15 protein-coding genes and 1 riboswitch are annotated in these 25,686 nt (G+C 40.0%); of the genes, 7 read left to right on the top strand and 8 right to left on the bottom strand.

What is annotated here, in order from left to right; all coding sequences use genetic code 11:
• The first annotated feature begins 233 nt into the window (after positions 1-233).
• The 4 genes from B3C94_RS18320 to B3C94_RS18305 all read left to right on the top strand — a co-directional run bounded on the left by B3C94_RS18320 (position 234) and on the right by B3C94_RS18305 (position 6,950).
• The gene (locus B3C94_RS18320) at positions 234-2,990 is read left to right on the top strand and encodes a DUF1553 domain-containing protein (RefSeq protein WP_293906352.1); all 2,757 of its coding nucleotides are present in this window, start codon (positions 234-236) and stop codon (positions 2,988-2,990) included.
• 175 nt (positions 2,991-3,165) lie between these two features.
• Complete coding sequence (locus B3C94_RS18315; RefSeq protein ID WP_120332768.1) at positions 3,166-4,665, top strand: DUF1501 domain-containing protein; 1,500 nt, start codon at positions 3,166-3,168, stop codon at positions 4,663-4,665.
• A 3-nt stretch (positions 4,666-4,668) separates the two neighbouring features.
• Positions 4,669-5,541 (top strand): sugar phosphate isomerase/epimerase family protein, encoded by an 873-nt coding sequence (locus tag B3C94_RS18310; protein ID WP_293906348.1) that lies wholly within the window; start codon positions 4,669-4,671, stop codon positions 5,539-5,541.
• Entirely contained in the window at positions 5,538-6,950 is a 1,413-nt protein-coding gene (locus B3C94_RS18305; RefSeq protein ID WP_293906345.1) for a c-type cytochrome domain-containing protein, read from the top strand. The genes B3C94_RS18310 and B3C94_RS18305 overlap by 4 nt, the downstream gene beginning before the upstream one ends.
• A gap of 264 nt (positions 6,951-7,214) precedes the next feature.
• On the opposite strand, the gene B3C94_RS18300 is transcribed toward B3C94_RS18305, so the two are convergent.
• Genes B3C94_RS18300 through B3C94_RS18290 form a run of 3 tightly spaced genes read right to left on the bottom strand, consistent with a single transcriptional unit; the run spans position 7,215 to position 11,689 of the window.
• Complete coding sequence (locus B3C94_RS18300) at positions 7,215-8,513, bottom strand: amylo-alpha-1,6-glucosidase (protein ID WP_293906343.1); 1,299 nt, start codon at positions 8,511-8,513, stop codon at positions 7,215-7,217.
• A gap of 29 nt (positions 8,514-8,542) precedes the next feature.
• Positions 8,543-10,297, bottom strand: coding sequence for a class I mannose-6-phosphate isomerase (locus tag B3C94_RS18295; protein WP_293906340.1), 1,755 nt, complete (start codon positions 10,295-10,297; stop codon positions 8,543-8,545).
• 54 nt (positions 10,298-10,351) lie between these two features.
• Entirely contained in the window at positions 10,352-11,689 is a 1,338-nt protein-coding gene (locus B3C94_RS18290; RefSeq protein WP_293906338.1) for a sugar porter family MFS transporter, read from the bottom strand.
• A 90-nt stretch (positions 11,690-11,779) separates the two neighbouring features.
• Between B3C94_RS18290 and B3C94_RS18285 the strand changes: the two genes are divergently transcribed.
• Complete coding sequence (locus B3C94_RS18285; protein ID WP_293906336.1) at positions 11,780-12,517, top strand: GntR family transcriptional regulator; 738 nt, start codon at positions 11,780-11,782, stop codon at positions 12,515-12,517.
• Between the two features lie 64 nt (positions 12,518-12,581).
• On the opposite strand, the gene B3C94_RS18280 is transcribed toward B3C94_RS18285, so the two are convergent.
• On the bottom strand, positions 12,582-13,913 hold the full coding sequence (locus tag B3C94_RS18280) for a hypothetical protein (protein WP_293906333.1): 1,332 nt from the start codon (positions 13,911-13,913) through the stop codon (positions 12,582-12,584).
• 354 nt (positions 13,914-14,267) lie between these two features.
• On the opposite strand from B3C94_RS18280, the gene B3C94_RS18275 reads away from it, so the two are divergent.
• Positions 14,268-16,598 (top strand): GH92 family glycosyl hydrolase, encoded by a 2,331-nt coding sequence (locus tag B3C94_RS18275; RefSeq protein ID WP_293906331.1) that lies wholly within the window; start codon positions 14,268-14,270, stop codon positions 16,596-16,598.
• A gap of 64 nt (positions 16,599-16,662) precedes the next feature.
• On the opposite strand, the gene B3C94_RS18270 is transcribed toward B3C94_RS18275, so the two are convergent.
• The 4 genes from B3C94_RS18270 to B3C94_RS18255 form a co-directional block, all read right to left on the bottom strand.
• Positions 16,663-17,844 carry a homoserine dehydrogenase gene (locus tag B3C94_RS18270; RefSeq protein WP_293906329.1) on the bottom strand — a complete coding sequence of 394 codons (1,182 nt, stop codon included), beginning with the start codon at positions 17,842-17,844 and terminating at the stop codon, positions 16,663-16,665.
• Positions 17,845-17,881: 37 nt separating this feature from the next.
• Complete coding sequence (locus B3C94_RS18265; RefSeq protein ID WP_293906327.1) at positions 17,882-18,925, bottom strand: homoserine O-acetyltransferase family protein; 1,044 nt, start codon at positions 18,923-18,925, stop codon at positions 17,882-17,884.
• Between the two features lie 32 nt (positions 18,926-18,957).
• The gene (locus B3C94_RS18260) at positions 18,958-20,268 is read right to left on the bottom strand and encodes an O-acetylhomoserine aminocarboxypropyltransferase/cysteine synthase family protein (protein WP_293906325.1); all 1,311 of its coding nucleotides are present in this window, start codon (positions 20,266-20,268) and stop codon (positions 18,958-18,960) included.
• 255 nt (positions 20,269-20,523) lie between these two features.
• Positions 20,524-20,636: riboswitch (SAM riboswitch) on the bottom strand.
• Positions 20,637-20,821: 185 nt separating this feature from the next.
• Entirely contained in the window at positions 20,822-22,831 is a 2,010-nt protein-coding gene (locus B3C94_RS18255) for an FUSC family protein (protein WP_293906323.1), read from the bottom strand.
• Between the two features lie 352 nt (positions 22,832-23,183).
• Here B3C94_RS18255 and B3C94_RS18250 point away from each other — a divergent pair, with 352 nt between their 5' ends.
• Positions 23,184-25,634 (top strand): TonB-dependent receptor, encoded by a 2,451-nt coding sequence (locus B3C94_RS18250; RefSeq protein ID WP_293906320.1) that lies wholly within the window; start codon positions 23,184-23,186, stop codon positions 25,632-25,634.
• Positions 25,635-25,686 lie beyond the last annotated feature (52 nt).

The following is a 25,686-nucleotide window of genomic DNA, read 5'->3' as shown; positions in this document are numbered from 1 at the left end:
AACGATATTGGAGGCTATTTTCTCGACTTCCTAGCCTAACGATGGTAATATTGTTTATGTTTCTGTTAATCTAGTTTTAGTATAATTGAGTGCTGTTCCCTAAATTTATGCTATTCGGAATAGGTGATTTTATCCCTTAGTTTCGGTCGTTCCTAACGAAGAAAATGAATACTGTTTTCTTTGGAAGGAGTGCATAAACCTAAAATAATACAGAATAGATATATCCCAAGGCTATGAAAAAAAAGATTTTGGTGCTAATATTACTGGCGCTTGTCCTTATTGGTACAAGCATTTTGACTTTTGGAAAAAAAGAGCCAGTTGATTTTAGCGCTGATGTTAAACCGATTTTGAATAAACATTGTATCACATGCCATGGTGGGGTTAAGAAAAATGGTGGCTTAAGTTTTCTTTTTGAAAATGAGGCATTCGCCAAAGCCGAGTCAGGCAAATCAGCAATTATTCGTGGCGATGGCGAACACAGTGAACTGATAAAGAGACTAATTTCCGATGACCCTGAATTGCGTATGCCTTACAATGCCCCTAAACTGAATGACGATGAAATTGATATACTCAAAAGATGGATCGATGAGGGAGCCAAGTGGGGAGAGCATTGGGCATATACAACACCTCAGGAAACGGAGATACCTAAACCTTTTTCGTTGCTCAGTATATTTGGTGTTAAGCCTAAAGGGGTGAACAATACGATTGATTTTTTTGTTTTGGATAAGATGAAGGAGAAGAAATTATCCTTTGCAGATGAAGCGGATAAAGCAATGTTGCTTCGGAGAGTGTATTTGGATCTAATTGGTATCCCACCCACGTTGGCAGAAATTCAAGCCTTTGAAGCAGATCAGCGCGATGATGCTTATACCTTACGGGTAGATAGTTTGTTGGCTTCTCAGAAATATGGCGAAAAGTGGGCGAGTTGGTGGTTGGATATGGCGCGATATGCGGATACGAAGGGTTACGAGAAGGATGGTTCGCGCACGATATGGACTTATCGGGATTGGGTCATCAAGGCCTTAAACCAGGATATGCCTTATGATGAATTTACGATAGAACAGCTCGCTGGGGATTTGCTCCCGGAACCAACCAAGGATCAACTTATCGCAACCGCCTTCCATCGCAATACCATGAATAATGATGAAGGCGGGACCGATAGCGAGGAATTTCGAATGGCTGCGGTTTTGGATCGTTTAAATACAACTTATCAAGTATGGTTGAGTACGACCTTTGAATGTGTGCAATGTCATAGTCATACTTATGATCCGTTTAAATTTGAAGAGTATTATAAATCGTTAGCTTTTTTTAACAACACCAGAGATGAAGATACCCAAGGCGATCATCCTAAACTGCGTTTTTATACTGCACAGGATGAAAAGCGAATTGACAGTATAAAGAGGTGGTTGTCGACGACAGGAAATGCAAGCTTGGTAAAATCAACAGATCTATTCCTTCACACCCTTGAGCCCAAAGTACATGCGCATTACAGTGACCAAATAGTAGATGGTGCGCTTTATGATACGAAATGGTTGGGGGTGAGAACTGGAGGATCGGCCCGATTAAGGGCAATAAACCTGGATAATAAACAGCAATTCTTCATGAATTTCTGGACAGGTGCGGTAGGTGGAAAATTGGAAATTCACTTGGATAAACCTAGCGGACTAATACTTGCCGTTATTGATTTGCCGAGTACGAATGGAAGACAGGTGATTCAGTCTCCCATAAGTGCGACTCGTGGTGTACATGACTTATATCTGGTTTTCAAGAATCCATCTGTCACTCATGGACAGCCGATCTGCATGATTGAATGGTTTGCATTTCGCGAGAACTTTCCACAAGAAAAGTCACTGGATAATATGAATTTTCAAAAGACTTTTCTCCAGTTGGTCAACATGCAACCTGAGGGAGTACCAATCATGATTGAAAATCCCAAAGACATGCATCGTAAAACCAATGTATTTATACGTGGTAACCGCTTGTCGCTAGATGCGGAAGTGCAGCCTACAGTTCCGGCATCACTGAATAGTTTCCCTAAGGGGGCTCAACGTAATCGTTTGGGTTTTGCGCAGTGGATTGTCAGTAAGGAAAACCCGTTGACAGCGCGGACTTTAGTTAATCGCGTATGGGCTCAACTATTTGGTCGGGGGCTAGTTGAACCATTAGGAGATATGGGCACACAGAGCATTCCGCCAATTCACCGAGAATTACTAGACTATCTTGCCCTAGATCTGATGAACACCAAAAAGTGGAGCGTTAAAAAATTGATCCGCGAGATGGTATTATCCGGAACTTATAAGCAGTCCTCTAGCTTGAACAATTCCAATTTTGAAAAGGATCCACAGAATTATTATTTGGCAAGGGGACCTCGCTTTAGATTATCTGCCGAACAGATTCGTGATCAGGCTTTAGCCCTAAGTGGATTGCTCAGCAATAAAATGTACGGACCAAGTGTAATGCCATACCAGCCGGATGGGGTATGGATGACTGTATATAGCGGTGAGTCCTGGGTGAAAAGTGCTGGAGAAGATCAATACCGAAGGGGCATCTATACGTTTTTAAAGCGTACGAGTCCTTACCCTTCCTTTGTTTCTTTTGATGCTTCGAGTAGGGAGGTTTGTTTGGTCGACCGTATCCGTACCAATACACCGCTGCAAGCGCTCGCCACATTAAACGATCCTGTTTACCTCGAAGCAGCTAAACATCTGGGGGCTATTATGGAAAAGGAGGGAAATGGAAACCTTAGAAATGGTATCCGTATCGGTTATAAGCGTGCAATGTTGAAGGATGCCGATGAAAAGAAACTCAAAGAGCTGGAACATCTTTATCAAAAAGCGTTGATTGATTTCAACAAAAAGCCTGATTCGGCAGCCAAATTTTTGAATGAAGATTTAGCAAAAAGCAATGTAAAGGTCCTGCCTTCAAAAGCTGCCTACATGCTTGTTGCCAATGCAGTGTTGAATCTGGACGAGTTTTTAACGAAATCATAAATAATGAAATAATAAATAGGAATTGAAACTTCTGGATAAGGGCTTTAGTATGAAAACGAAGTCTTTTGTTAAGAAGGATAAGGCCTATGAAATAATAAGAATATAAACCGAAATGAGCTAAAGCTGCAGACTAAAAATTTAGCGACACAGCCCGTTCATACATAATGATAGTCAGATGAAAGATCTAAATAAGCTAATAAAAGAAGCGCAACAATTTGAATTGCAGGCTGTCACAAGAAGACATTTTCTAAAGGATTGTGTGGCCGGTATTGGAGGTATTGCTTTGGGTAGTTTGTTGACGAGTTGTAATGGATGGGGGCAGTCAAAATCAGCAGAAAAGTTGGATCTGAATGCACTCAATCCGCTGGTACCCAAGCCTCCTCATTTTCCAGGTAAGGCTAAAAGTGTCATTTACCTGCATATGGCGGGAGCTCCATCACAATTGGAGTTATTTGATTACAAGCCCGCATTGCAGAAATTACATAATCAACCTTGCCCGGAATCCTTGCTCGCAGGAAAGAAATTTGCCTTTATTCGTGGGATTCCAAAAATGTTGGGGCCACAGGCTACTTTTAAACAGTATGGAGCAAGTGGGGCTTGGGTATCAGATCATTTGCCTCACTTTAGTAAAGTTGTTGATGAAGTGAGTTTTCTGAAGGCCGTGCATACCGATCAGTTCAATCACGGTCCAGCGCAATTGTTTATGCATACGGGAAGTGCCCGTCTCGGCCGGCCAAGCATTGGTTCATGGGTAACTTATGGTCTGGGATCTGAAAATAGCAATTTGCCCGGATTTGTTGTGTTAACATCGGGAGGTAAAACGCCGGATGCAGGAAAAAGTGTCTGGGGAAGTGGATTTTTACCATCGGTATACCAAGGCGTTCAATGTCGTTCAAAGGGTGACCCCGTATTGTATATTGCCGATCCTGAAGGAATGGGAAGGGATATGAAGCGTGATTTGATTGATGCCATAAATAACGTCAACAAAACAGAATACGATACCTTTAAAGACCCAGAAACCTTGTCGCGGATTGCACAATATGAGATGGCTTATAAGATGCAGGTTGCAGTGCCTGAAGTGATGGACATCAATAATGAACCTGCTTATATTCACGAATTGTATGGAACTGAGCCGGGTAAAGAATCGTTTGCCAATAATTGCCTTTTGGCTCGGAAACTCGTAGAACAAGGGGTACGATTCGTTCAGTTATTTGATTGGGGTTGGGACAGTCACGGTACTAATCCCGCAGATTCGATTGATCTTGGCTTTAAAAATAAATGCCGGGAGATAGATCGACCAATGACCGCATTGATTATGGATCTAAAACAACGTGGTTTGCTGGAAGAAACACTAGTCGTGTGGGGAGGGGAATTTGGACGCACGCCGATGCAAGAAAATAGGGACAACAGCGATATGCCATTCCTGGGACGCGATCATCATACAGACGCCTATACCATCTGGATGGCAGGCGGGGGAGTTCGTAATGGCATAAGTTACGGTCAAACCGATGATATCGGGTTCGCTGGGGTAGAAGGGCGTAGTTCTGTACACGATGTCCATGCGACCATGCTCCATCTTTTGGGTTTTGATCATGAGAAATTTACATACGATTTTCAAGGAAGACCATTCAGATTGACAGATGTAGAGGGTGAACTTATTCAAGCTATAATTTAAAATATGAAACAACTTCTAGTATTAATTTTATTTATGAGCAGTTTTCTATCCATGACTGCCCAGCAGTTACACATTAAATATTATTGCACCAATTGGGGAAATAACGATTCCTGGGATACATTCTGTCTCCGGGTGAAAAATGCAGGTTACGATGGTGTTGAATCCTGGTTACCTGGTAGTCCAAATGAGCGCAAGGAGATGATCGATGCATTACATAAATATGGATTGAATTTAGGACTGCTTTCAGGCGGATCGGGCGGAACTTATGAGGAATATAAACAAAGTTTTAAGCGTAATTTGGATGAAGCAGCACAGCTGAAACCCGATTATATCAATTGCCATACAGGTAAAGATTATTACTCTTTTGAGCAGAATAAAACATTGATTGAGCTTGCCGATGCGGCTAAAAATAAGTACCACATCCCCGTTTATCATGAGACTCATCGCGGAAGATTTAGTTTTGCAGCTCATGTTACAAAAGAATTTTTAGAGAAGATTCCGACCTTACAACTTGCATTGGATATCTCGCATTGGTGCAATGTGCACGAATCTATGCTTTCTGATCAGACCGAGGCTGTAACAAAAGCGCTTTCCAGAACGGAGCACATTCATGCACGAATTGGGCATCCCGAAGGACCACAAGTCAATGACCCCGCGGCTCCTGAATGGAAGAGTATCGTTGCACAACATTTGACCTGGTGGGATAAAGTTGTTGCTAAGCACAAGGAAAATGGCGTGAAGTTATTGACCATAACAACCGAGTTTGGTCCAGCGGGTTATTTACCCACATTGCCATTTACACAACAACCGGTGGCCGATCAATGGTCAATCAATGTTTATATGTTGCATTTACTCAAAGACAGATATAAAGAATGATAGTTTTCTTTGATGAATTATTGGGCTTTTCGGGACGATTTCACCCGCTTTTGGTCCATCTACCGATAGGCATATTATTGTTGGCTTTTGTTATGGCAATTAGGACTCAGTTTAAAGGTGGAGATATGTATTTGCCTGCTATTAAGCTCTCCTTATTCCTAGGGACTATCGCCGCTATAGTAGCTGCTTTATCGGGTTATCTGCTTTCACGAAATGGAGGTTATGAGGAGGATGTCCTGAGCTATCACAAGTGGCTGGGAATTGCCGTGGCTATCAGTAGTTTATTGCTTTGGTTTCTTTATCGTAGGGAATCTCCTGGTGCATTTCGCTTTTGGCTTTTTTTCATCCTGGTACTCTTAATTGGGGTGACTGGACACTACGGTGGAACACTGACACATGGAAAGGGTTACTTTGTGGAAGCTATGCCAGTAGCACTTAAAAAGCTGTTTAAAACGGAGGAAGCTAAAGAGGAGGTTCTTATCGTTCAAAATGCGCAAGAAGCAGAAGCCTATAAGGGAATTATTCAACCTATTCTAAAACAGCGTTGTCAAAGCTGCCATGGGCAAAGAAAGCAGGAAGGGGGACTGGCATTGGATACAAAAGAGAATTTGTTAAAAGGAGGAGAGAACGGCACAGTACTAAATTCAAATGATTCGAAAAAGAGTGAATTATATGCCCGGTTGGTGTTGCCCGAGGGACATAAGAAACGTATGCCCCCTAAAGGTCGTACACCGATAACCGCTGATCAGATAAAACTGATTGCCTGGTGGATTGATCAAGGAGCCAATTTTGATAAAAAAGTGCATGAAATACCACAAACGGAGGAAATAGCTCATTTGTTGAAAAAATTGGAAACAGGGGAAAAAGAGGAGTCTGCTGTATTGTATGCTGATCTACCAGCAGCACCAGCTTTGCCAAAAGATAAAGTTGATGCTTGGCAGGCTAAGGGTATTAAGATCATCCAAGTTGCAAAAGATAATAACTTCGTGTTGGTTAATGCGATTAATTATCCTCAATTTAATGATAAGGACCTACAGGAATTGTTAGCCATTAAGGATAATATTGTACAGCTGAAATTAGGAAATACGGCTGTTACAGATCCTGCTTTTTCAACATTTTCGGCGATGCCCATTCTTTCCCGTCTGCATCTGGAAAATACAAAAATTTCCGATGCTGGATTGAACCAGCTGAAAGGCCTGTCAAAATTAACGTATTTGAATCTGACAGGCACAAAAGTTACATCAAAAGGTTTATCAAAACTGAACGAGCTTCCGAGTTTAAAGAACGTCTATCTCTATAAGACGGTAAATCAGGAAGTCGCTGCGATAAAGCAGTTGAATGCTAAGATTAAGGCAGATACCGGTAATTATAGTTTGCCTTTTATTGAAACCGATACAATCAGGTTTTGAGCTGTTATTGGACCTGTTGGCCACACGATGAAAATCCGCGATCCAAATGGAATGCTCTTGTACAATTTAACGATTGGGTGACATGGACAAGTAATTTAAGGAAAAATAAACAGGATATTTTAGCAGATAGGAAGCGAGTATACAAAGGAGAATGTAAAAAGGCTTTAGAGTAATATAAAATAGGAATGCTAAGGTGACGATTTCAAATAAAAGAGCAGCAGGAATTTGGACTGCTGCTCTTTTTGCATTACGATAAGCTGTTTTTTATTTCTTGCCAGCACCTTCTAATAATTCGATGGCATCGTAAAGCACACCTGCTTCACCTCTAAAAGTTCCTGAACCCTCTGGTTTGTTATCTTTTGTGTACCATTCATAAAAACCTTTATTTTTGATAACACGGGCAAGCATCGGCTGTATTTGCTCGTAAGCTTCCCGTTGAAAACCATTTTTAACGAGCTGCTGAATCATACGCCCACCGAACCAGGTCCAGTCTCCACCATTTTGGTAACCATACGGATACATGCCTTTGTTTTTAAATGAACCTGCCGGATAAGTTGGATACACGGTAAGTCCAATTGTTGCTGCACCAGCGTCTTTTACATTTTTAATCATTTTATCCAATGAAACTTTTATTTGCTCTTTGCTGAGTAAATTAGCCTCAATAGCGATTGCTGTTCCACCATGATAATAGATTTGATTTTCATCAAAATCAGCTGCAAATGGAGAGCCTTTGATATAAATATGGGGAATAAACTTTTGGTTCTTTTCATCCCAAAGGTGTTTCATGGTATTACTTGCTATGGAAGCTCTGATTTTTCCCCATTTTTCTTTTTTCTCAGGAAGTAGATCCATGTAGTTGTCAAGGGCGATCAAAAACATCGCATTGTCGTAGATGTCTAAAGCAATATGCGAATTTTCATCTAGATGTACACCCCAGTCATGCTCGGGTTGAACGTCGCCCCAATCAACCGTAGTTGCGCCCCAAATTAAACCATAAGTATCATTATAACGTTTGTCCAATAAAAATTGCAAAGCATGTTCCATGCGATCCTTTACAGTTGCATCACCAATTTTTTCATTGAGAAAAGCTTTGTCTTTAGTTGCAACGATGTATTTATGTACCGCTTGGATTAAAGAGGACTCCTGGTCTGTTTCAACGGTGTTTTTGTGTGCAGCATAATCAGGAGCCAAGGTGCTGGTGATTGTGTAATAGTCCGATACGCCATTTTTTAAGCTGGACTTTTTGACAAAACCATCGGCAATATTACCATCAGAACCTTGTAGTTTAAAGAACAAAGCCAATTGATCTTTGATCTGTTCATGGGGATGTACTTTTGTTGCTAAGGTGATAAATGTATTGTAGTCTCTAATCCATACCTCACTGTATCCATCCCCAGCATTGAATCCGCTTTTGATGATGTTCTTAGCCATATCTTTGACAATATGGAAGCTGCTATCTTTTTGGATGCTGTCTTGTAAATTGTTCGTAGATGCTTTACTGCCCGCGTTTTGGCAGGACAGTAATAGGAGCGATGAAGATAATGCAAAAAATATAGTTCTCATTGTGCTGTTTGTTTATAATAATGGTTTGATTAACATTTGGATTCTTTGACAAAAGATTGGATAACTTTTGCCTTACCGTTTCCTAAATTACGCAATGTATAGGACCCAGCAGCAGCAGGAACGGCAAAAGTCTCGGCATAATGGAAGACCCTTTTCATGCCATTAGCTGTCGTCAGCTCAATTGCCTCGCCCTCGACAAGCATCATGATATGACACTGTCCTTGCGTTTCAATCGAAACATCCTGATCGAATTCGTATCTAAAAACATCGTAGAAATGATCTTCATGTGTTGGCAAATGTATTCTTGTTGTTTGCGCATCAAGGACTTTTTCACTTGGCTGAGATAGCAGTGTGTTTTTTACGACATCACCTTTCCGGCTAAAATTGAGGTTAGCGAATGCTCTATCAATATTTAATGGACGTGGTTTCCCATCTAAATCGGGACGCACCCAGTCGTACATTTTAAAGGTATAATTATAAGGTGTTGCACTGATTTCGAGTACGAGATTATTCTCTCCGGAAGAATGTACGGTACCATGTGGAATCAAATATAACTGGTGTTTCTTGGATTCGAATTTTTGAACATATTGCTCGATATCCATAGCTATTCCGCTATGGAAGCTCTCTTCTAAAGCTGAGCGAAATTTGTCTGCATCAATTGTTTGCTGAAAGCCTAGATACACTTTTGCGTCCTCTTTTCTATCAACGATATAGTATGATTCGTCCTGTGTGAAGTTTTCTCCAAATTCTGCTTTTGCATAAGCTGGACTGGGGTGACATTGAATGGATAGGTTGTCGCCATCAAAGGTGTCCAGGAAATTGAAGCGTATTGGAAATTCAACATCGAAACGTTGCTGTGCATGACCGAGTACATTGGCACTTTCTTGAAACATCAACTGATCGAATGAAATTTCGAGCGTATGTCCATCTGCTTCGAGCAAAATACCATTTTCGGGGACAATCATTTCGAAGGACCACGCATAGTTTTTGACATCCTGATCGATGCCTGTAAGGTGCTCTTTCATCCACTGTCCACCCCATACTCCGGGTTCAAAGGTTGGTCGTACGCGGAAGTAATTTTGGGACATGGTTTGCAATGTATCGCGTAGATCCTTCCCCGTAATCCATGGTAAGCTGTGGGACGATTGTTGATCGGCAAGAATTTCGACACGGGACAAGATGGATCTTTTATGTCGGTTCAATATTTCCCAGTCGACAAAATAATAACGCTTATAGGTTTCCTTTTGATTGGTTTGTGTTGAACAGCCTAAGTTTAAAGCTTCTCCCTTACGCATGCGTTGAATAAGCACGTTTTTAGGCAGGTCAATAAACATCAGTTGACTAGACGTATCAACTAATGATGCTCCAGGACCATAAAAGATGGTATACTCGCCTTGTGTTGATTCGGCGTTTGTTCGTATGGTTTGAAGGTTCGCAAGCTTTTGGTTATCAAAGTATTCAATGAGCTGAATCCCGGTTTTTTTTCCGAACAATGGATCATTGCCGCCTAGGTAGGGGGAGACAATATCCTGGATGGCTGATTCCGATTTTAAGGCAGAATCCATCGCAATAAATCGTGCGGCTATGCCCTGTTTTTCAAATTCTTGCTTCAGGTTGGGGATGATTGTGTCCCAGTTAACACCTACAAAACCATCAATGCTATGTATATTATGTGTAATGAGATGTGCAACAAGATCTTGGTAAGAATTTGATAAGGATCCTTGAACTGGAAACGTCGGCGCGATTTCGTACTGAAAAGGTTTTGTTTGAGTATTAGAATACATATTGATGTAATTTTTTATTGCAAATGAATGATGTTGGAATAAATAGCTTTTTGCTTACTTGTTTGTTGATTTTTTGTTGTGTTTTTCAATCCAGAATTTTTCGATCTCCTCCAAAGGTTTGCCCTTCGTTTCTGGAAGAAATCCAAGTACAACAAGGAAAGCGATGGCACAGAAAAATGCAAACAACCAGAACGTATAGCGGGCTCCCCAGGAAGCGAGAAGAATAGGCGTTAGTTGCCCCACGATCGCATCGGAAATCCACATCACCATAATACTGATACCCATGGCACGAGCCCGGATGGCATTAGGGAAGATTTCGGCTGCGACGACAAATTTTAGTGGGCCAATGGAAAAAGCAAAGAAAAATAAAAATGAAAGTATCGCGATAATCAATGCGATATTATTGACTTGACCTTGATTAAAAAGATAGCCAGTAACCAGCAAACTTACGGTAGCACCTACAGTTCCCAAAAGATATAAGGGACGTCTACCCCAATTATCAACCTTCCAGATGGCAAAGAAAGTAAATAGCACATTGGCGGCTCCAAAGAATAACTGGGCATGATAGGAATTGTTTAATGAAATACCTGATTCAAGCAATATGCTCGGACCATAATAAACAATTGCGTTGATTCCACTGAGCTGTGAAAATAAAGGGAGGAATAAGCCCAATAGAAAGGCTTTGCGATAAATAGGAGAGAACAGATCACGTAAATTTCCTTTCGAGGAAACATGGCTGACCTCTTGTATATCCGATAGTCCTAATGTGGCACTGATTGCTGCAACTTCAGTGTTTCGTCCATTTTTAGAAAGCCAACGCAGACTTTCAGGAATAAAGTAAACTCCAATGCATAACAATAAAGCCGGTATTGCGCCAACTAAAAACATATTTCGCCACAGTTCATTTTGCTGTGCGGAACTATATTCGAGAATCAAATAATTGCTGATATAGGCAAATAGGATACCGAATGTAATAGCGAGCTGGTAACAGGTGACTGACCTTCCTCTAAATTTGCTTGGCGATATTTCCGCGAGATATAAGGGCACAACGATTGAGGCTATTCCAACACCCAAGCCTCCAATGCTTCTACTTGCAATTAATATGCTATAAGAAGAACTGAATCCGCAGCCAATTGCTGAGAATAAAAAAAGCAGGGCCGCAGTAATAAAGGCGGGTTTTCGGCCATATTTATCTGTTAATGGTCCTGTGAAAAATACACCAACAATACAGCCTAGCAAGGCTGAACTGACAAAAACGCCCTCTTGAGCAGGAGATAGTCCGAAAAATTGCTTCACCAATGGCAAAGCACCTGCAATTACAGCCATATCGAAACCGAAAAGGAGTCCTCCAAGTGAAACGATACATAAAATGATGATAAATCTCTTTGACATCTACGGTTTATATTAATATGTATATACATACAAACATATATCTATTTTTTTAATTATGCAAAAAATCTTATTTTAGCACAAGCAATCCAAATGATGAATTTAAAAATAGATCATAAAAGTCCTGTTCCGCTGCATATACAAGCAGAGAATTTGTTACGCGATTTAATTAAGCAGCCTGAATATATAGAGGGGAAATTATTACCCAATGAAATTGAATTAGCAAAAAGATTGGCAATTTCCCGTTCTACTTTGCGTTTAGCGATCAATAAACTGGTATATGAGGAGCTGCTAATTAGAAAGAAGGGGATAGGAACGAAGGTGGCTAGTTCTAAATTCAGTTCAAAATCCAAGAACTGGTTAAGTTTCTCACAAGAGATGAAAAACCGTGGGATTGAGGTGAAGAATTTTGAGCTTCACGTCAGCTGGGTTGTTCCGGACAAAGCTGTTTCGAAGTTTTTTAATGTAGATGAGGATCAGAAGCTATTAAAACTAGAACGTTTGAGAGGAAAGAAAGATGATCCATTTGTTTATTTTATCTCTTACTTCCATCCGCGTATAGGTTTAAACGGAGATGAAGATTTTAAGAGACCTTTATATGAGATCTTAGAAGCAGATTATCACGTCGTTGCAGATCTTTCTCAGGAAGAGCTGGATGCAATGGCTGCAAATAAATTTATAGCTGATAAATTGGAGATTAATATCGGTGATCCTATTCTGTCCCGCAAGCGCTTTGTATTTGACCAATCTGGAAAGCCAATTGAATATAATTTAGGGTTCTACCGCGCGGAAAGTTTTACCTATACCGTTGAAAGCAGAAGAGATTATTAAGTAATTCACTCATCCTTTTTAAATTGATCAATTGGATGAGTGAACAGCTAATTTATTTATTCTTTTAATGATTCTTTTCTACGGTAGTTTCAGCCCAGCTTTCAAGGAGAGCTATTGCTTTACTCAGCACTCCTGCTGAACCTTTGAATTTCCCTGATCCACTAGGGACGTTATTTTGACCATACCATTCGTAAAATCCTTTGTTTTTCACAACCCGATCGATCATCGGTTGAAGTTCTGCATAGGCTTCTTGATAAAAGCCGTTTAAAACGAGTTGTTGGATCATCCGCCCGCCAAACCAGGTCCAATCACCACCATTTTGGTATTGGTAAGGTTGAGCCATTCCGCCGATGAAAAATCCAACCGGATAGGTCGGGTATAAGGTCAATCCAATACTTGGCATGCCAGATAACCGCACGTTTTCCAGCATTTGCGTATTGACTGTTTTTATTTCTGAAGCGGAAAGTAACCCGGCTTCTATAGCGATGGCGGTGCCTCCATGATAATGAATCGTATTTTCATCAAATCCTTTTGGGATAGGAGATGTCTTAGGGTAGATATGAGGGATGAATTTTTGTTTTTTCTTATCCCATAAATGACGTCTACTGTTTGTTTCGAGACTCTTTTTTAATCCCTTCCATTCTGTCACCTTCGGAGAGTTGGGCTGAATATCAATCAATGTCTGCAATGCAATAATAAACATCGCATTATCATAAATATCGATCGCCTCATTGGAGAGCTCATTCCAGTCACAACCAAAACTATCGTTGGGTTGTACGTCTCCCCAATCTGCTGTCATCGCACCCCAAAGCAATTGATAATTTTGGTTGAACCGTTCTTTTTTCAAATAATCCAACATAAGTTGGATACGATCTTTGACAGAAATTCCACCGATAGACTCCTCCAGGATACTGTAATCCTTTGTTTTCCGGATATATTTACCAAGCAGTTGGATGAGTGACGTTTCCTGGTCTGTTTCTACTGTATTTTTAAATCCAACATGGCCGGGCGCATTTTCTGAATAATAAGGTTTGTCATCGTGCCAGGTAAAATCCTTCTTGAGGACATAGCCGTCTACCATTTCACCATTGGGCTGTTGCATCTGAAAGAATACTAAAATGGCTCCTCTAATGTCCGCTTGGGACCGCTCTTCCAAGGCTGTTTCAATAAATGTATTGAGATCCCTGGCCCAAATTTGTGAGTAGCCACTTCCGGCATTGAAACCTTCTTTGATGACCTCTCGGGCAAGGCTGTCCACATATTTTAGGTTTTGATCCGTTAGAATGCTTTTTGCCAACTTAAGTTGAGCTATACGGTCAGGTTTTGTTTGTTGTGCTGATAGTTGGGTTCCGAGTAACAGAAGTATTAGACTAAAAAATGGGGTGTTTTTTTTCATTATGGTTTTATTGTAATTAATTAGGCTTGACAAGTGTATCAGTCAATAATTTGTATCTATTTCAGGGTTAATTTTCATCTACTTCACGGTTTTGATCGAAGATCAGCCGTCTGATGTGTATTTTTTTTGAATTTATTTACTGGTTATATTTTATTATGTATGTACAATCAAAGTTATGGAAAAATGTCAGTATTTAAGCTTTTATAACGCTTTATTTGATTAGTATTTAAAATTTTACAAATTTAGGTGTTGTGATTCGGCCTTTTTTGTATTTAAATTGAGTAAGAAAATGGAGCTTATGTTTATACATACTCTATTTTTTTGTAAGTTTGCTGTAGAACCTAATTGAGAACAATGGTAAAGCGTATCATTTATTATTTTTGTAGTTTATTTGTTAGTACGGCGGCTGTTTTTGCACAGCAGAAAACAGATTTGACCGTTTTTGTAAAACCTAATATTGGATCTGTTCATAGCCGATATTTCTTTTATACGCCAGCAGCAGTACCTTTTGGAATGGCTAAGCTCGCTCCGAGCACAAATGGAAGCTATGGGAACAAGTCAGGCTGGGAAGCTGTGGGGTATGATGATAGGCATGGGTCAATAGAAGGATTCGCTAATTTTCACGAATTCCAAGTAGGCGGAGTGGTATTTGCACCGTCCGTGGGCAAATTGAAGACAACTCCTGGTCAACTTGATCGTCCACAAAGCGGCTATCGTTCTGCTTTCGATAAGAAAGATGAGTTTGCTACTTCTGGTTATTACCGCGTCAAGTTAAAAGATTATAATATACTTGCGGAGCTCACTGCAACCAAACGCGTGGGTTTTCATCGGTATACCTTTCCAAAAACGGAAGAAGCCAACCTTATTTTCGATATTGGCCATATGATAGGAGAAAGTGGCCCAGTCGTTGATGCTGAAGTAAACTATGACAAACAGCACGTCTGGGGATATGTGGTTACCAATCCTGTATACGTACAAAAATATCAGCAGGGGGCTACGGTCAAAATGTTTTTCTTCGCGGAGATAAACAAACAGCCTAAATCTTTTGGAACATTTAGAGATTCTACGACTTTCGATCAACATAGCCGTATAAAAGGAAAGGGAGCTGGCTTGTTCCTGAAATTTGATACCCAGGTAGGAGAATCTATCGAAGTCAAGACCGGTTTGTCTTATACTTCTGTGGAAAATGCGCAACTGAATTTGATTAAAGAAGCAAAGGATATGTCGTTTGATACGGCAAAGAAAAATGCCTTGCAAACCTGGAATAGCGAGCTGGGAAGAATTTTGGTAGAGGGGGGCAAAGCGGACGACCGCATAAAATTTTATACTGGATTGTATCATGCTTTACTTGGCCGGGGGCTTGCAAGCGATGTAAATGGTGCATATCCCAAAAATGATGGCTCGGTAGGGCAGATTGCCGTCAATAAACAAGGGCAACCTATTCATCATCATTATAATACCGATGCCATCTGGGGGGCATTTTGGAACTTGACTCAGTTGTGGTCCATAGCTTATCCGGACTATTACAACGACTGGATTCAGAGTCAATTGTTGGTCTATCGCGATGCAGGTTGGTTAGGAGACGGTATTGCCAACAGTAAATACGTTTCGGGTGTAGGAACTAATTTTACAGGTTTGGCAATTGCAGCGGCCTATAATGTGGGTATTCGTGGCTATGATGTGAACCTAGCTTATGATGCGGTGCGCAAAAATGAACTGGAAGCGAAGGACCGCCTGCCTGGAGCGGGAAAGTTAGATGTGGGAGTTTTCGTTCGCAAGGGCTATTCTCCGTATATAAAAGATGATCATGGTAGTCCCGAATTAATGACGAACGGATCTCCTTTTGGTGCTTCACATACCTTGGAATATGCTTTTTCTGCCGGTGCAGCCGCACAATTTGCAAAATCATTGGGGCATCAAAAAGACTACATTAAATTTCAGGAATTATCCGATGGATGGCGCAATCTGTACGATACCACGACGAAGTTTATGCGACCAAAGGATAGTACTGGACGATTCATTTCAAACTTTAACCCTTATGAACCATGGCGTGGATTTCAAGAAGGAAATGCTTGGCAGTATACCTTCTATGTTCCGCATGTCCCACAGGAATTGGTTAAACTGGTTGGAAAGGACCTGTTCAATCAGCGGTTGGATAGTATTTTTACGGTGTCGCAGAAGAATGTGTTTGGCGGTGGTACACAAATTGACGCTTTCGCAGGGATTGAAAGTCTTTATAATCATGGTAATCAACCGAACCTGCATATCTCTTGGCTGTTCTATTTTTCTTGTAGACCTGATTTAAGTCAGAAATGGGTACGGGCAATTTGCAATGAGTTTTATGGTAATGATGCAATACATGGCTATGGCTACGGGCAAGACGAAGACCAAGGACAGCTTGGAGCATGGTATGTCTTGTCGAGTATCGGCCTATTCGATGTACGAAGTCTCACCACCGAGAAGCCCGCGCTTCAGATTGGCTCGCCACTTTTCGATCGGATAACGATACAATTACCGGAGAAATTAAGAAAAAATAAATTTATCATTCAGGTAAAGAAGGAGCAGCCAAATAGTTATATTGTTGATCAGGTTCGGTTGAATAAGCGCCTGTGGAGAGGTTGGCAGCTTCCTTTTGAACGCCTGGTAGAAGGTGGGATTTTAGATCTCAAGTTGAAAGGCAACTAAATTTAAGCAATAAAAAATAGCCCCATTCGGGGCTATTTTCAAGGTAGGTTGGTTTGTTGATTGCCTACGCGATTTCAGCAATGAAATTGCCCTTTTGATCCAAATCCGCTTTATGAGCGGCAATTTGTTGAAGATTAATATGTCCTATGACATATTTGAAATCTGGTGCGTAATATCGTTCTGTGATTTCACTGAAATTTAACTTTTCAATCAGCGTATCATCTGTATATCTCAAATAGACCTTAATCAAATAATCTTGGCTATAATTTAATGTGCTGGATTCTAAATGTTTTTTATATTCATAACGGTATCCATAGCGCAGGGCAGCGATATCCGATAGTACAGCAGAACCTGTTGGGTGGCCACCGGCTCCTTTACCATAGAAAAATTGTTCGTCTGCAAAGGCTGCTTTCACCAATACGCCATTGTTCTCATTTTCTACATTATAAAGCATGCTGTCTTTGCCTACTAGGCGTGGTAATACGTAAAGTACAACTTTATTGCCGTCGATCTCTTTTGCTGTTGGTATCAATTTAATTTTGAGGTTCTTTTCTTTAGCAAAACGAATGTCTTGCTGCCCCAATTTGTCAATACCAATATTAAAGACATCGTCTGGTTTAACATAGATACCATAGGCATGTGAAGCAACTATACACACTTTAAATTTAGGATCAAATCCGCCCACGTCCAAGGTCGGGTCAGTTTCTGCAAAACCGAGTTCTTGCGCTTTTTTTAAAGCATCTGTATATTGCTGATTTTCATTGAAAACTTTAGATAGGATATAGTTTGAAGATCCATTAAAAATACCGCTGACAGAATGAAGTAATTCATTATCATAGTATTCTTCTAAATTCCGTATAATGGGGATACTTCCACAAACGGCACCTTCATACAATAGGCTTGTGCCATACTCATGTTGGAGATCAACCAGCTCTTCCAAATGGCTGGCAATCATTTTTTTATTGGCAGATACCACATTTTTTCCCGATTTCAAGGCACGAACAGTTAGTTGGTATGCTGCTTCGGCGTCATCTATTAGTTCGACAACAGTGTTAATTTCTGGATCTCCTAAAATTGCCTCTGGGTCTGTGGAAAATAGATCTGCTGGCAGTGAGCGTTTTTTATCCCCATTTTTAATAACAAATTTCTTGATTTCCAGATTAAGATTTTTGGTTTTGATAATGTCGTAAAGACCTTGGCCTACAACTCCAAATCCAAACATCCCTATTGTTAATTTATTACTCATATCTCTTCTTAAATTCTCTTATATATTGTTTATTCTCTTACACTAATTCGTTGATGTACTCTTTTTGTTCTCTTAGAAAGCTGCTAATGGTTGCCGTCAGTTTTTTTGTTTCGATCAAAAAACCATCGTGGCCATATGTAGATTCGATCTCCTGATAATGGGCATTAGGGACATGTTGAGCGATGAACTGTTGCTCTTGTGGGGGAAACAACAAATCTGTATTGATGCTTAGCACCAAAGTCGGACAATTGATACTTGCTAAAGCAGATTCGATAGAAAGCCTTCCCCGACCTAGATTATGGCTATCCATTGCCTTGGTCAGGTAATAGTAGCTGTAGGCATTATAGCGTTTCACCAATTTGTCACCCTGATAATTTTGATAGGATGCTGCTTTATAATGATCCAGCTTTTCGTTATCCTCTTCCTTTTGCGTGTTGGTATATGTGGTATAGTTACGGTAGGATAACAATGCCAGAGAGCGGGCAACCTTTAATCCCTTAGCTCCTCCATCGGGGTGATTGGCGTAAAAGGTTCGATCAGTTGTAATGGCAAGACGTTGACTTTCATTGAATGCAATACCCCATGGTGAATGGACGGCATTTGTTCCAACGACGATGAGATGGTTGATGGCTATACTGTGCGATACGGCCCATTCCAATGCTTGTTGACCTCCCAATGAGCCCCCAATAAGGATCTCTATTTGTTTGATATCCAGGTGGTCTGCAAGAAATTGATGTGCGTTGACCAAATCCCTTACTGTAAATTCAGGAAAAGATAGGTAGTAAGGCTGTCCAGTAGCTGGGTTAACAGATAGCGGATTACTGCTATTATACGCTGATCCTATGACATTGGCGCAGATAATATAATAATCGTTTGAATCAAATAATTCACCTGTTCCAAAAAGACCGGACCACCAATCCATTACATCCGCATTGGCCGTTAGTGCATGGCAAACCCAGATCACATTACTGCGATCTGCGTTGGGTTTGCCAAATGTTTCATAACTGATCTGTAAATCAGTAAGCTCTCTTCCATTTTCAAATACAAAAGGCTCCGGGTGCAGATAAATATGCTTACTCATTTTACGTTTAAGTTTAAGCCGAAAAAATCTGATTATTTAATTTTATCAAAAGCTTGTTGTAAATCAGCTTTGATATCATCAATATGTTCTATTCCTACAGAAAGGCGTAATAAACCTTTGAACACGCCAGCATTGGCTTGATCTTCATCACTCAATTGTTGGTGAGTAGTCGCTGCTGGATGGATAATCAATGACTTGGTGTCACCAACATTGGCTAAGTGACTGATTAGTTCTAGGCTGTCAATAAAATCGTTTGCTTTTTGCGCCGCGTCGCCTTTTAACTGGAATGAAAGCACTGCACCATAGCCATTTTTAAGGTATTTTTGTGCATTAGCGAAGCTCGGAGAGCTTTTTAAGCCTGGATAGTTTACTTTTTCTACCTGTGGATGCGCCTCAAGCCATTTAGCTACCTCTAAAGTGTTGTCTACATGGCGTTGCACCCGCAAAGACAGGGTTTCAAGTCCTTGTAATAATAAGAATGAATTGAAAGGGGAGAGCGCTGGTCCGAAATCCCGAAGCCCTTCCACACGTGCCCGAATGGCAAATTGAATATTTCCAAACGGTCCATTTTCACCGAAAATTTCGGAGAAAACTAGTCCATGATAGCCTTCAGATGGCTCAGAAAATTGTGGATATTTTCCATTACCCCAGTTATAGTTACCTCCATCAACGATCACACCGCCAATGCTTGTACCATGACCACCAATCCATTTAGTTGCCGATTCAACAACGACATTAGCACCGTATTCTAGCGGTTTAAAAAGATAACCTCCCGCGCCAAACGTATTGTCGACGATTAATGGTAAATCGTATTTTTTGGCTACTGCTGCAATTTTCTCAAAGTCTGGAATATTGAAGCTCGGGTTTCCAATTGTTTCTACATAGATTGCCTTTGTTTTATCATCAATGAGCGCTTCAATTTTATCTGCATCGGCGTCAGTCGCAAAACGAGCTTCGATGCCCAGACGTTTAAAGGAAACTTTAAATTGGTTGAATGTGCCACCGTATAAGTTGGATCCTACAACAAAATTGTCACCACTTTCCAAGATATTATTTAATGCTATAAACTGTGCTGCCTGTCCAGATGCAACAGCAACAGCTGCAACTCCACCTTCCAGTGCTGCAATACGTTGTTCGAAAACATCCGTAGTAGGATTCATAATCCGTGTATAAATATTGCCGAACTGCTTTAATGCAAATAAATTGGCACCGTGTTCAGCATTTTCAAATACAAAAGATGTTGTTTGATATATAGGAACTGCTCTAGATCCCGTAGTAGGGTCAGCAACTTGGCCAGCGTGAACCTGAAGCGTTTCGAATTTTAAATTTTTGTTTGAAGACATAATATATCAGATTTTAAGGGTTCAAAAAGAATTTGCTAAATAAAAAGAGAAGCATACACACCACCTCGAAGGGTCTGTTAAATCTTTATCCAAGAAAACGGAAATGATTTTTAACAAGCATGGAAGTGCATATGCATACGCATTCGCATCGGTACAGTTGTACGATGGGTTACACTTTCGCTTATCGTGCGGTTCACTTGTGTTGAACCTGAATTTTTAATGGATTTCAGTAATGTAATAATCATTGTCTTATGTCATTTATATGCTCCAAAACGATATTGTTTTGGACAGGAATTGGCACCTTTTCAAACAAATTGAAGGTTGCCAGTGGGTCATTGAGCCAGTCTCTCGCCACTTCTTTATAAATCAAGACCTGCTGATTAAGGGAGGTGTTGATTAGAAATCTTCTTTTGAAGACGACACAAATATAAACTCTTTTTTTATTAAAGCAAAAGAAATGCTATTTTTTAGTTAAAAGAATTTTGAACACTATGTTGATTAACACAGCATATAACTCGTCTAAATTTGGTATAGGTAGGTTTGTCGGATCTTACTATTTTTTCAAATGGATGCTTTCTGCTATCTGATTTAAGTCTGTTAAAAGAGGCTTAAGTGCATCAATTCTACTGTGAATTTCATGGACGGTATCATGATTTGTCTTTTTACTAAGCGATATCGAAAGCCCTACCAGATGCGAATTAATCCGATAGGAGAGCGCCTGAAAATAGTGTATATGAGGCCAATCTATCCACTTTTGTTCGGGTTCCTTTTTCATCTGATTGATAGCGTCTGAAAACAGGGCCATGGCAGTTTGCGCTTTTTTTCGAGCCAGTCGTATATCGAAAGAGCTTTGTCGCTCGTCTAAAAGCCGGTTATGAATGATCTGGAAATAGTGATGATTGTAAAGTGATACCTCTTTTGCCAACTGAACCACCCCCGTACTTTGGCGTACTGGAATCAAAAAATAACCAACGATAGCTAAGAGTGCACCAATAAGGGTGAAAAGTATTCTACTGCCCAAAATAAGATTGATATTGCCTTCAAATAAGTTCAGTGCGATCACGATGCCCCAGGTAATAAAAATAACACTGACCATATAATTTGATCTGTTGAACAAAAAGAAACCGAAAAGGCCAATAGCCGCTATTAGAAGTAGAGCTGGAAGAGAATGAATGGAAATTAAGCACAATATACCGACAATTATCCCTGAGAATGTACCAACAATACGCTCAATATTCCGTGTTTTCGTCATTGAAAAGGCTGGTCTGGCGACAATCGCGATAGTGAGCAGGATCCAGTAGGTATATTTAAAATCTAAAAACAGAACACCGATCAAGGCTCCGCTTCCAAACAGAAGAGCCATGCGTAATGCGAATCGAAAAAGAGGATTATTGAGATGCAGTCTATTCTTAATATCCGTTAGATTCCGTAATGGACGATTGATAAATTGTTGATATTCATTGGTGTCAATCTTATCCTGTATTTCTTGATTTTGGTAAAAAGCGATCTGAATCCGGTGGAGGACTTCAATAATCGCTTCAATATTGATGATGATCGAGGACAATATACTTTTTGCGGCACCAGTCTGTTGCTCTTGAATCCTTTTTAAGTCTAGTAAGATTGCACTGATTTTAATGTTGTTATGATATAATTGATGTGGATAACGAAACCGCTTAGTAGGTTGCGAAAAGCTGTCAATTTCTAACGCTAATAATTTTATGCTGTGACGAATTAAAGGAAGACTACCCGAGTCTGCTAGATTCTTGCGGATCGCATCATAATCGTGATCAAGCGCAATAATTAACTCATGCAGGTCAATTAGCCCATAGACTTGACTGAGCCAATAGTTGCTTTTGTGCCATTGTTGGCTGATGATCTTCTTTTCTCTAAAAAGAAGTGATCTGATTTGTTCCTGCTGCTCACTGATTTGTCCATGAATTTTTCCCACGCGGCTGTAGGTAATATCCAAAGGAATATCGGGATCGTAAGATTGAGACCGTATCAGGAGGAATTGAGATAATCCATGAAATCCATTAGCCATTGCATGTTTTAAAGAACGATAGGGCTGTATATGCGCTTGTAAAAGGCTAAAAAAGTAGTAGATGATAGAACCTGCTGTAATCTGTAAGCTAACAGCAAATGGATGCTGCGGAGCCATGCCGATCACAAAACTCATCAATATCAATGTCATGTTTCCTATAGCGGCATAGCGAGGTCCAAAAATACCATACAACGTACAGACAAAGCCAGCTGCACCAAGTAAGATGACCAGGGGCCAATGATACGGAAAAACAAGAGCCGTAAAAAGTGATGCAATAAAAAAGGTAGGGATACAAACGAGAGCCGACGAAAGCTTATCTTTTCGGTTACCGGGAGGATCTGTGAGTGTCGTTAATAACGATCCGACACCAATACCGATAGCCGTACCTGCATGCGCCCCTAAAAGATAGATGGCTAAGCTCGGCAAAATGCTGATGGAAACATTACGCAGGGCGTCGCCACTATGTTCGCCACCCATAAAACGGATTATCTTGGTATAAATACGGTGGAATCTTTTCTTCAACGATAGCGAGCTCATCAATCAGTTTACTAATTTTCAGTGCAAAAATACAAATATTATCCTTAATATTCTTTATATACCTTTTATTTGTTTTGATTGTTGTTTTGTTTTTGAACTTTTATTTTGATTCAATGTGTTTTTCATATAATCCATTTTGAGCGGATTAATATTTATAAAAATGCTTATGACTTGAATACGCTAAGCGGAATGTGGTTTACCGATTTTATTGGGTGGTCTACCGAGCGATTAGGGCTATCTATCTATTACTGCTGGTCAAGGTGTAATGAATATACGAGGTTTGTTGTCATTATTATGAAAGTTGACTATCCAATTGATAGCGTAAAGAAAATACATTATGAAACCACAAAAAATTAAATTGTTGCTATTATTTGTTATGTTGTCTCTATTCTCTTTTTTGGGGACTGTTTATGCCCAATCAGCCGGCGGAAAATTACGTGCCGTAGTTGTTGGACAAGATAGCCAACCCGTTGGAGCTGCCAGTATTTCATTGTTTCGTAAGCCTGCCGATGTCTTGTTAAAAGGAACGTTATCCAAGGAAAATGGTGAGATCGAGTTATTGGCGATACCTGAGGGAAAGTATATGCTGCAAGTATCTTCGATCGGTTACGCCGTGTATCGTTCCAGTGAAATGACGCTGAATACTGGCGATTTCAAGATACTAGATACCATACGTTTACAAATGGAAAGTAAAGTATTGAGTGAAGCACAAGTTATTGGAAGGAAGCCATTGATCGAAAGTCAGCTGGATAAAGTTGTCCTTAACGTCGAGAATAGTATTTTGGCAACAGGAAATAACGCATTAGAACTTTTGCAAAAGGTTCCTGGTGTCACTTTAGATAATAAAAAGATCAATTTACGGGGAAAAAGCAATGTGATTATAATGATCGATGGCAAACCGACCTATCTTTCGGCTGATGAAGTATCAAGATTATTAGAAAATACCTCATCCAATGCCATTGCTTCGATCGAAGTACTGACAAACCCGCCGGCTAAATATGATGCGGCTGGGAATGCCGGAATTATCAATATTAAGACGAAGAAAAATACACAATTCGGTAGTAATGTGAGTTTAAATTTAAATTTAGGACAGGGGAAATATACAAAGGCTGATGGCGGTTTTCAGATAAACAATCGCAACAACTGGGCGAATTTATTTGCCTCCTACAATTATGCAAATACATTAGGTTTTAATGATTTGGATATCGATAGAGCTGTAGAAACCAAAGCAGGGACGACCTTTTTCAATTCGGATTCTTATTCGAAGTTCCTATATCGAGGCCATAATTTTAAATTTGCGGCAGATTTTAACTTGGGTAAACAGGATGTAATTGGTTTTGTAGTCAATGGTAACGTGAGCAATGGTCATTCAACAAGGGAGGGGAGTAATCTGATCACGTCCCAAAAAGGAAAGCTTGATTCGATTGTGCTTGGAAGTAATTTGTCAGATTTTAAGTATCATTATCTAACCTATAATCTCAATTATAAAAAGACATTTGATACCTTAGGAACAGAGCTGACATTCAACGGCGATTTTTCAGATTCTAAAAATAATGATAATAGTACCGTTAGTAACCGCTTTTTGGATGCCAACTGGCAAGAATTTAAATTACCAAATATTTTCCGGAATGATATGCTGTCTAAGACAAAAATTCTGGTTTTTAAAACCGATTTTGTACATCCTTTTGATAAAACCACTAAGCTTGAGGCGGGTTTAAAATATAGTCGTGTAAAAACGGACAATAATCTGGTTTACGAGGATCAAAATCAGAATGGGGAGTTTGTGCGGAATAATGGACAAAGTAACCAGTTTTTGTATAACGAAAATATTGCTGCAGCCTATTTTAGTTTAAATAAGTCTTTTGGCAAGCTTTCTGTGCAAACCGGACTTCGTGTTGAAAATACCGGTTCATTAGGAAATTCGGTCACCTTGGGGCAGCAAACTAAACGTAATTATACTGATTTTTTTCCGACGGTATTTATACAGCAACAGATTAGTGATGACCACAAGCTTGGTTTGAGTTATAGCAGACGCATAGATCGTCCGGATTATGGATCATTGAATCCTTTTATATACTATCTAGATCAATATACTTATCAATATGGTAATCCCTATTTAAACCCACAATATACCAATTCCTATGAATTAAATTATACGTTCAAAGAGCATTACTTATTGAGTTTGGGCTATAAGAGAACTAACGATGCGATTACCCAAGTCATAGAAAGTAATCCAGAAACGAAAGCTATAGCACAGACAGATAGAAACCTGACTTATTTTGATTATTATAACATGAACGTCAATATACCGGTCAAGCCGTTTAAATGGTGGAGTATTTCGAACAATGCTACTGCTTTTTACAATAAATTTAGTTTTGATGAGCGTTCAGGGGCACAGCGCCAATTGGAAAAGCTGTCCTTCCAAGTGAGTTCCACTCATGATATCCGAATTGGAGAAACAACGAATGTGGAGCTAGCGGCTAACTATTTCTCTCCGGCGGTTTATGGTGTGCTAAGTTTCCAATCTTACTATGGGATTGATCTCGGCGCAGGAAAAACATTTCTCGACAAAAAAATGAATGTCAAGCTGGCTGTGAATGACATATTGAATACGAGAGGTCAGCGCAGGTTGTCAAGTTATCAGGAAGATGGATACTATCGTATACGGAATGGCTATGATAGTCGGGTTGTGCGATTGTCCATCTCTTATCGTTTTGGCAATATGAATATTAAATCTGTCAATAAGAAGGCAGGTAACAATGACGAAGATAGTCGCTTAAAAAAATAAGGTAAATTACTGGAAAAGCGCTATAAAATGGTATAAAAAACAGAAAGAGCAT

This window comes from Sphingobacterium sp. UBA5670, from assembly GCF_002420705.1.
In the GTDB taxonomy this organism is placed as follows: Bacteria; Bacteroidota; Bacteroidia; order Sphingobacteriales; family Sphingobacteriaceae; genus Sphingobacterium.
Note: the sequence above shows the minus strand (reverse complement) of the source record. Positions and strands in the feature narration are given on the sequence as shown.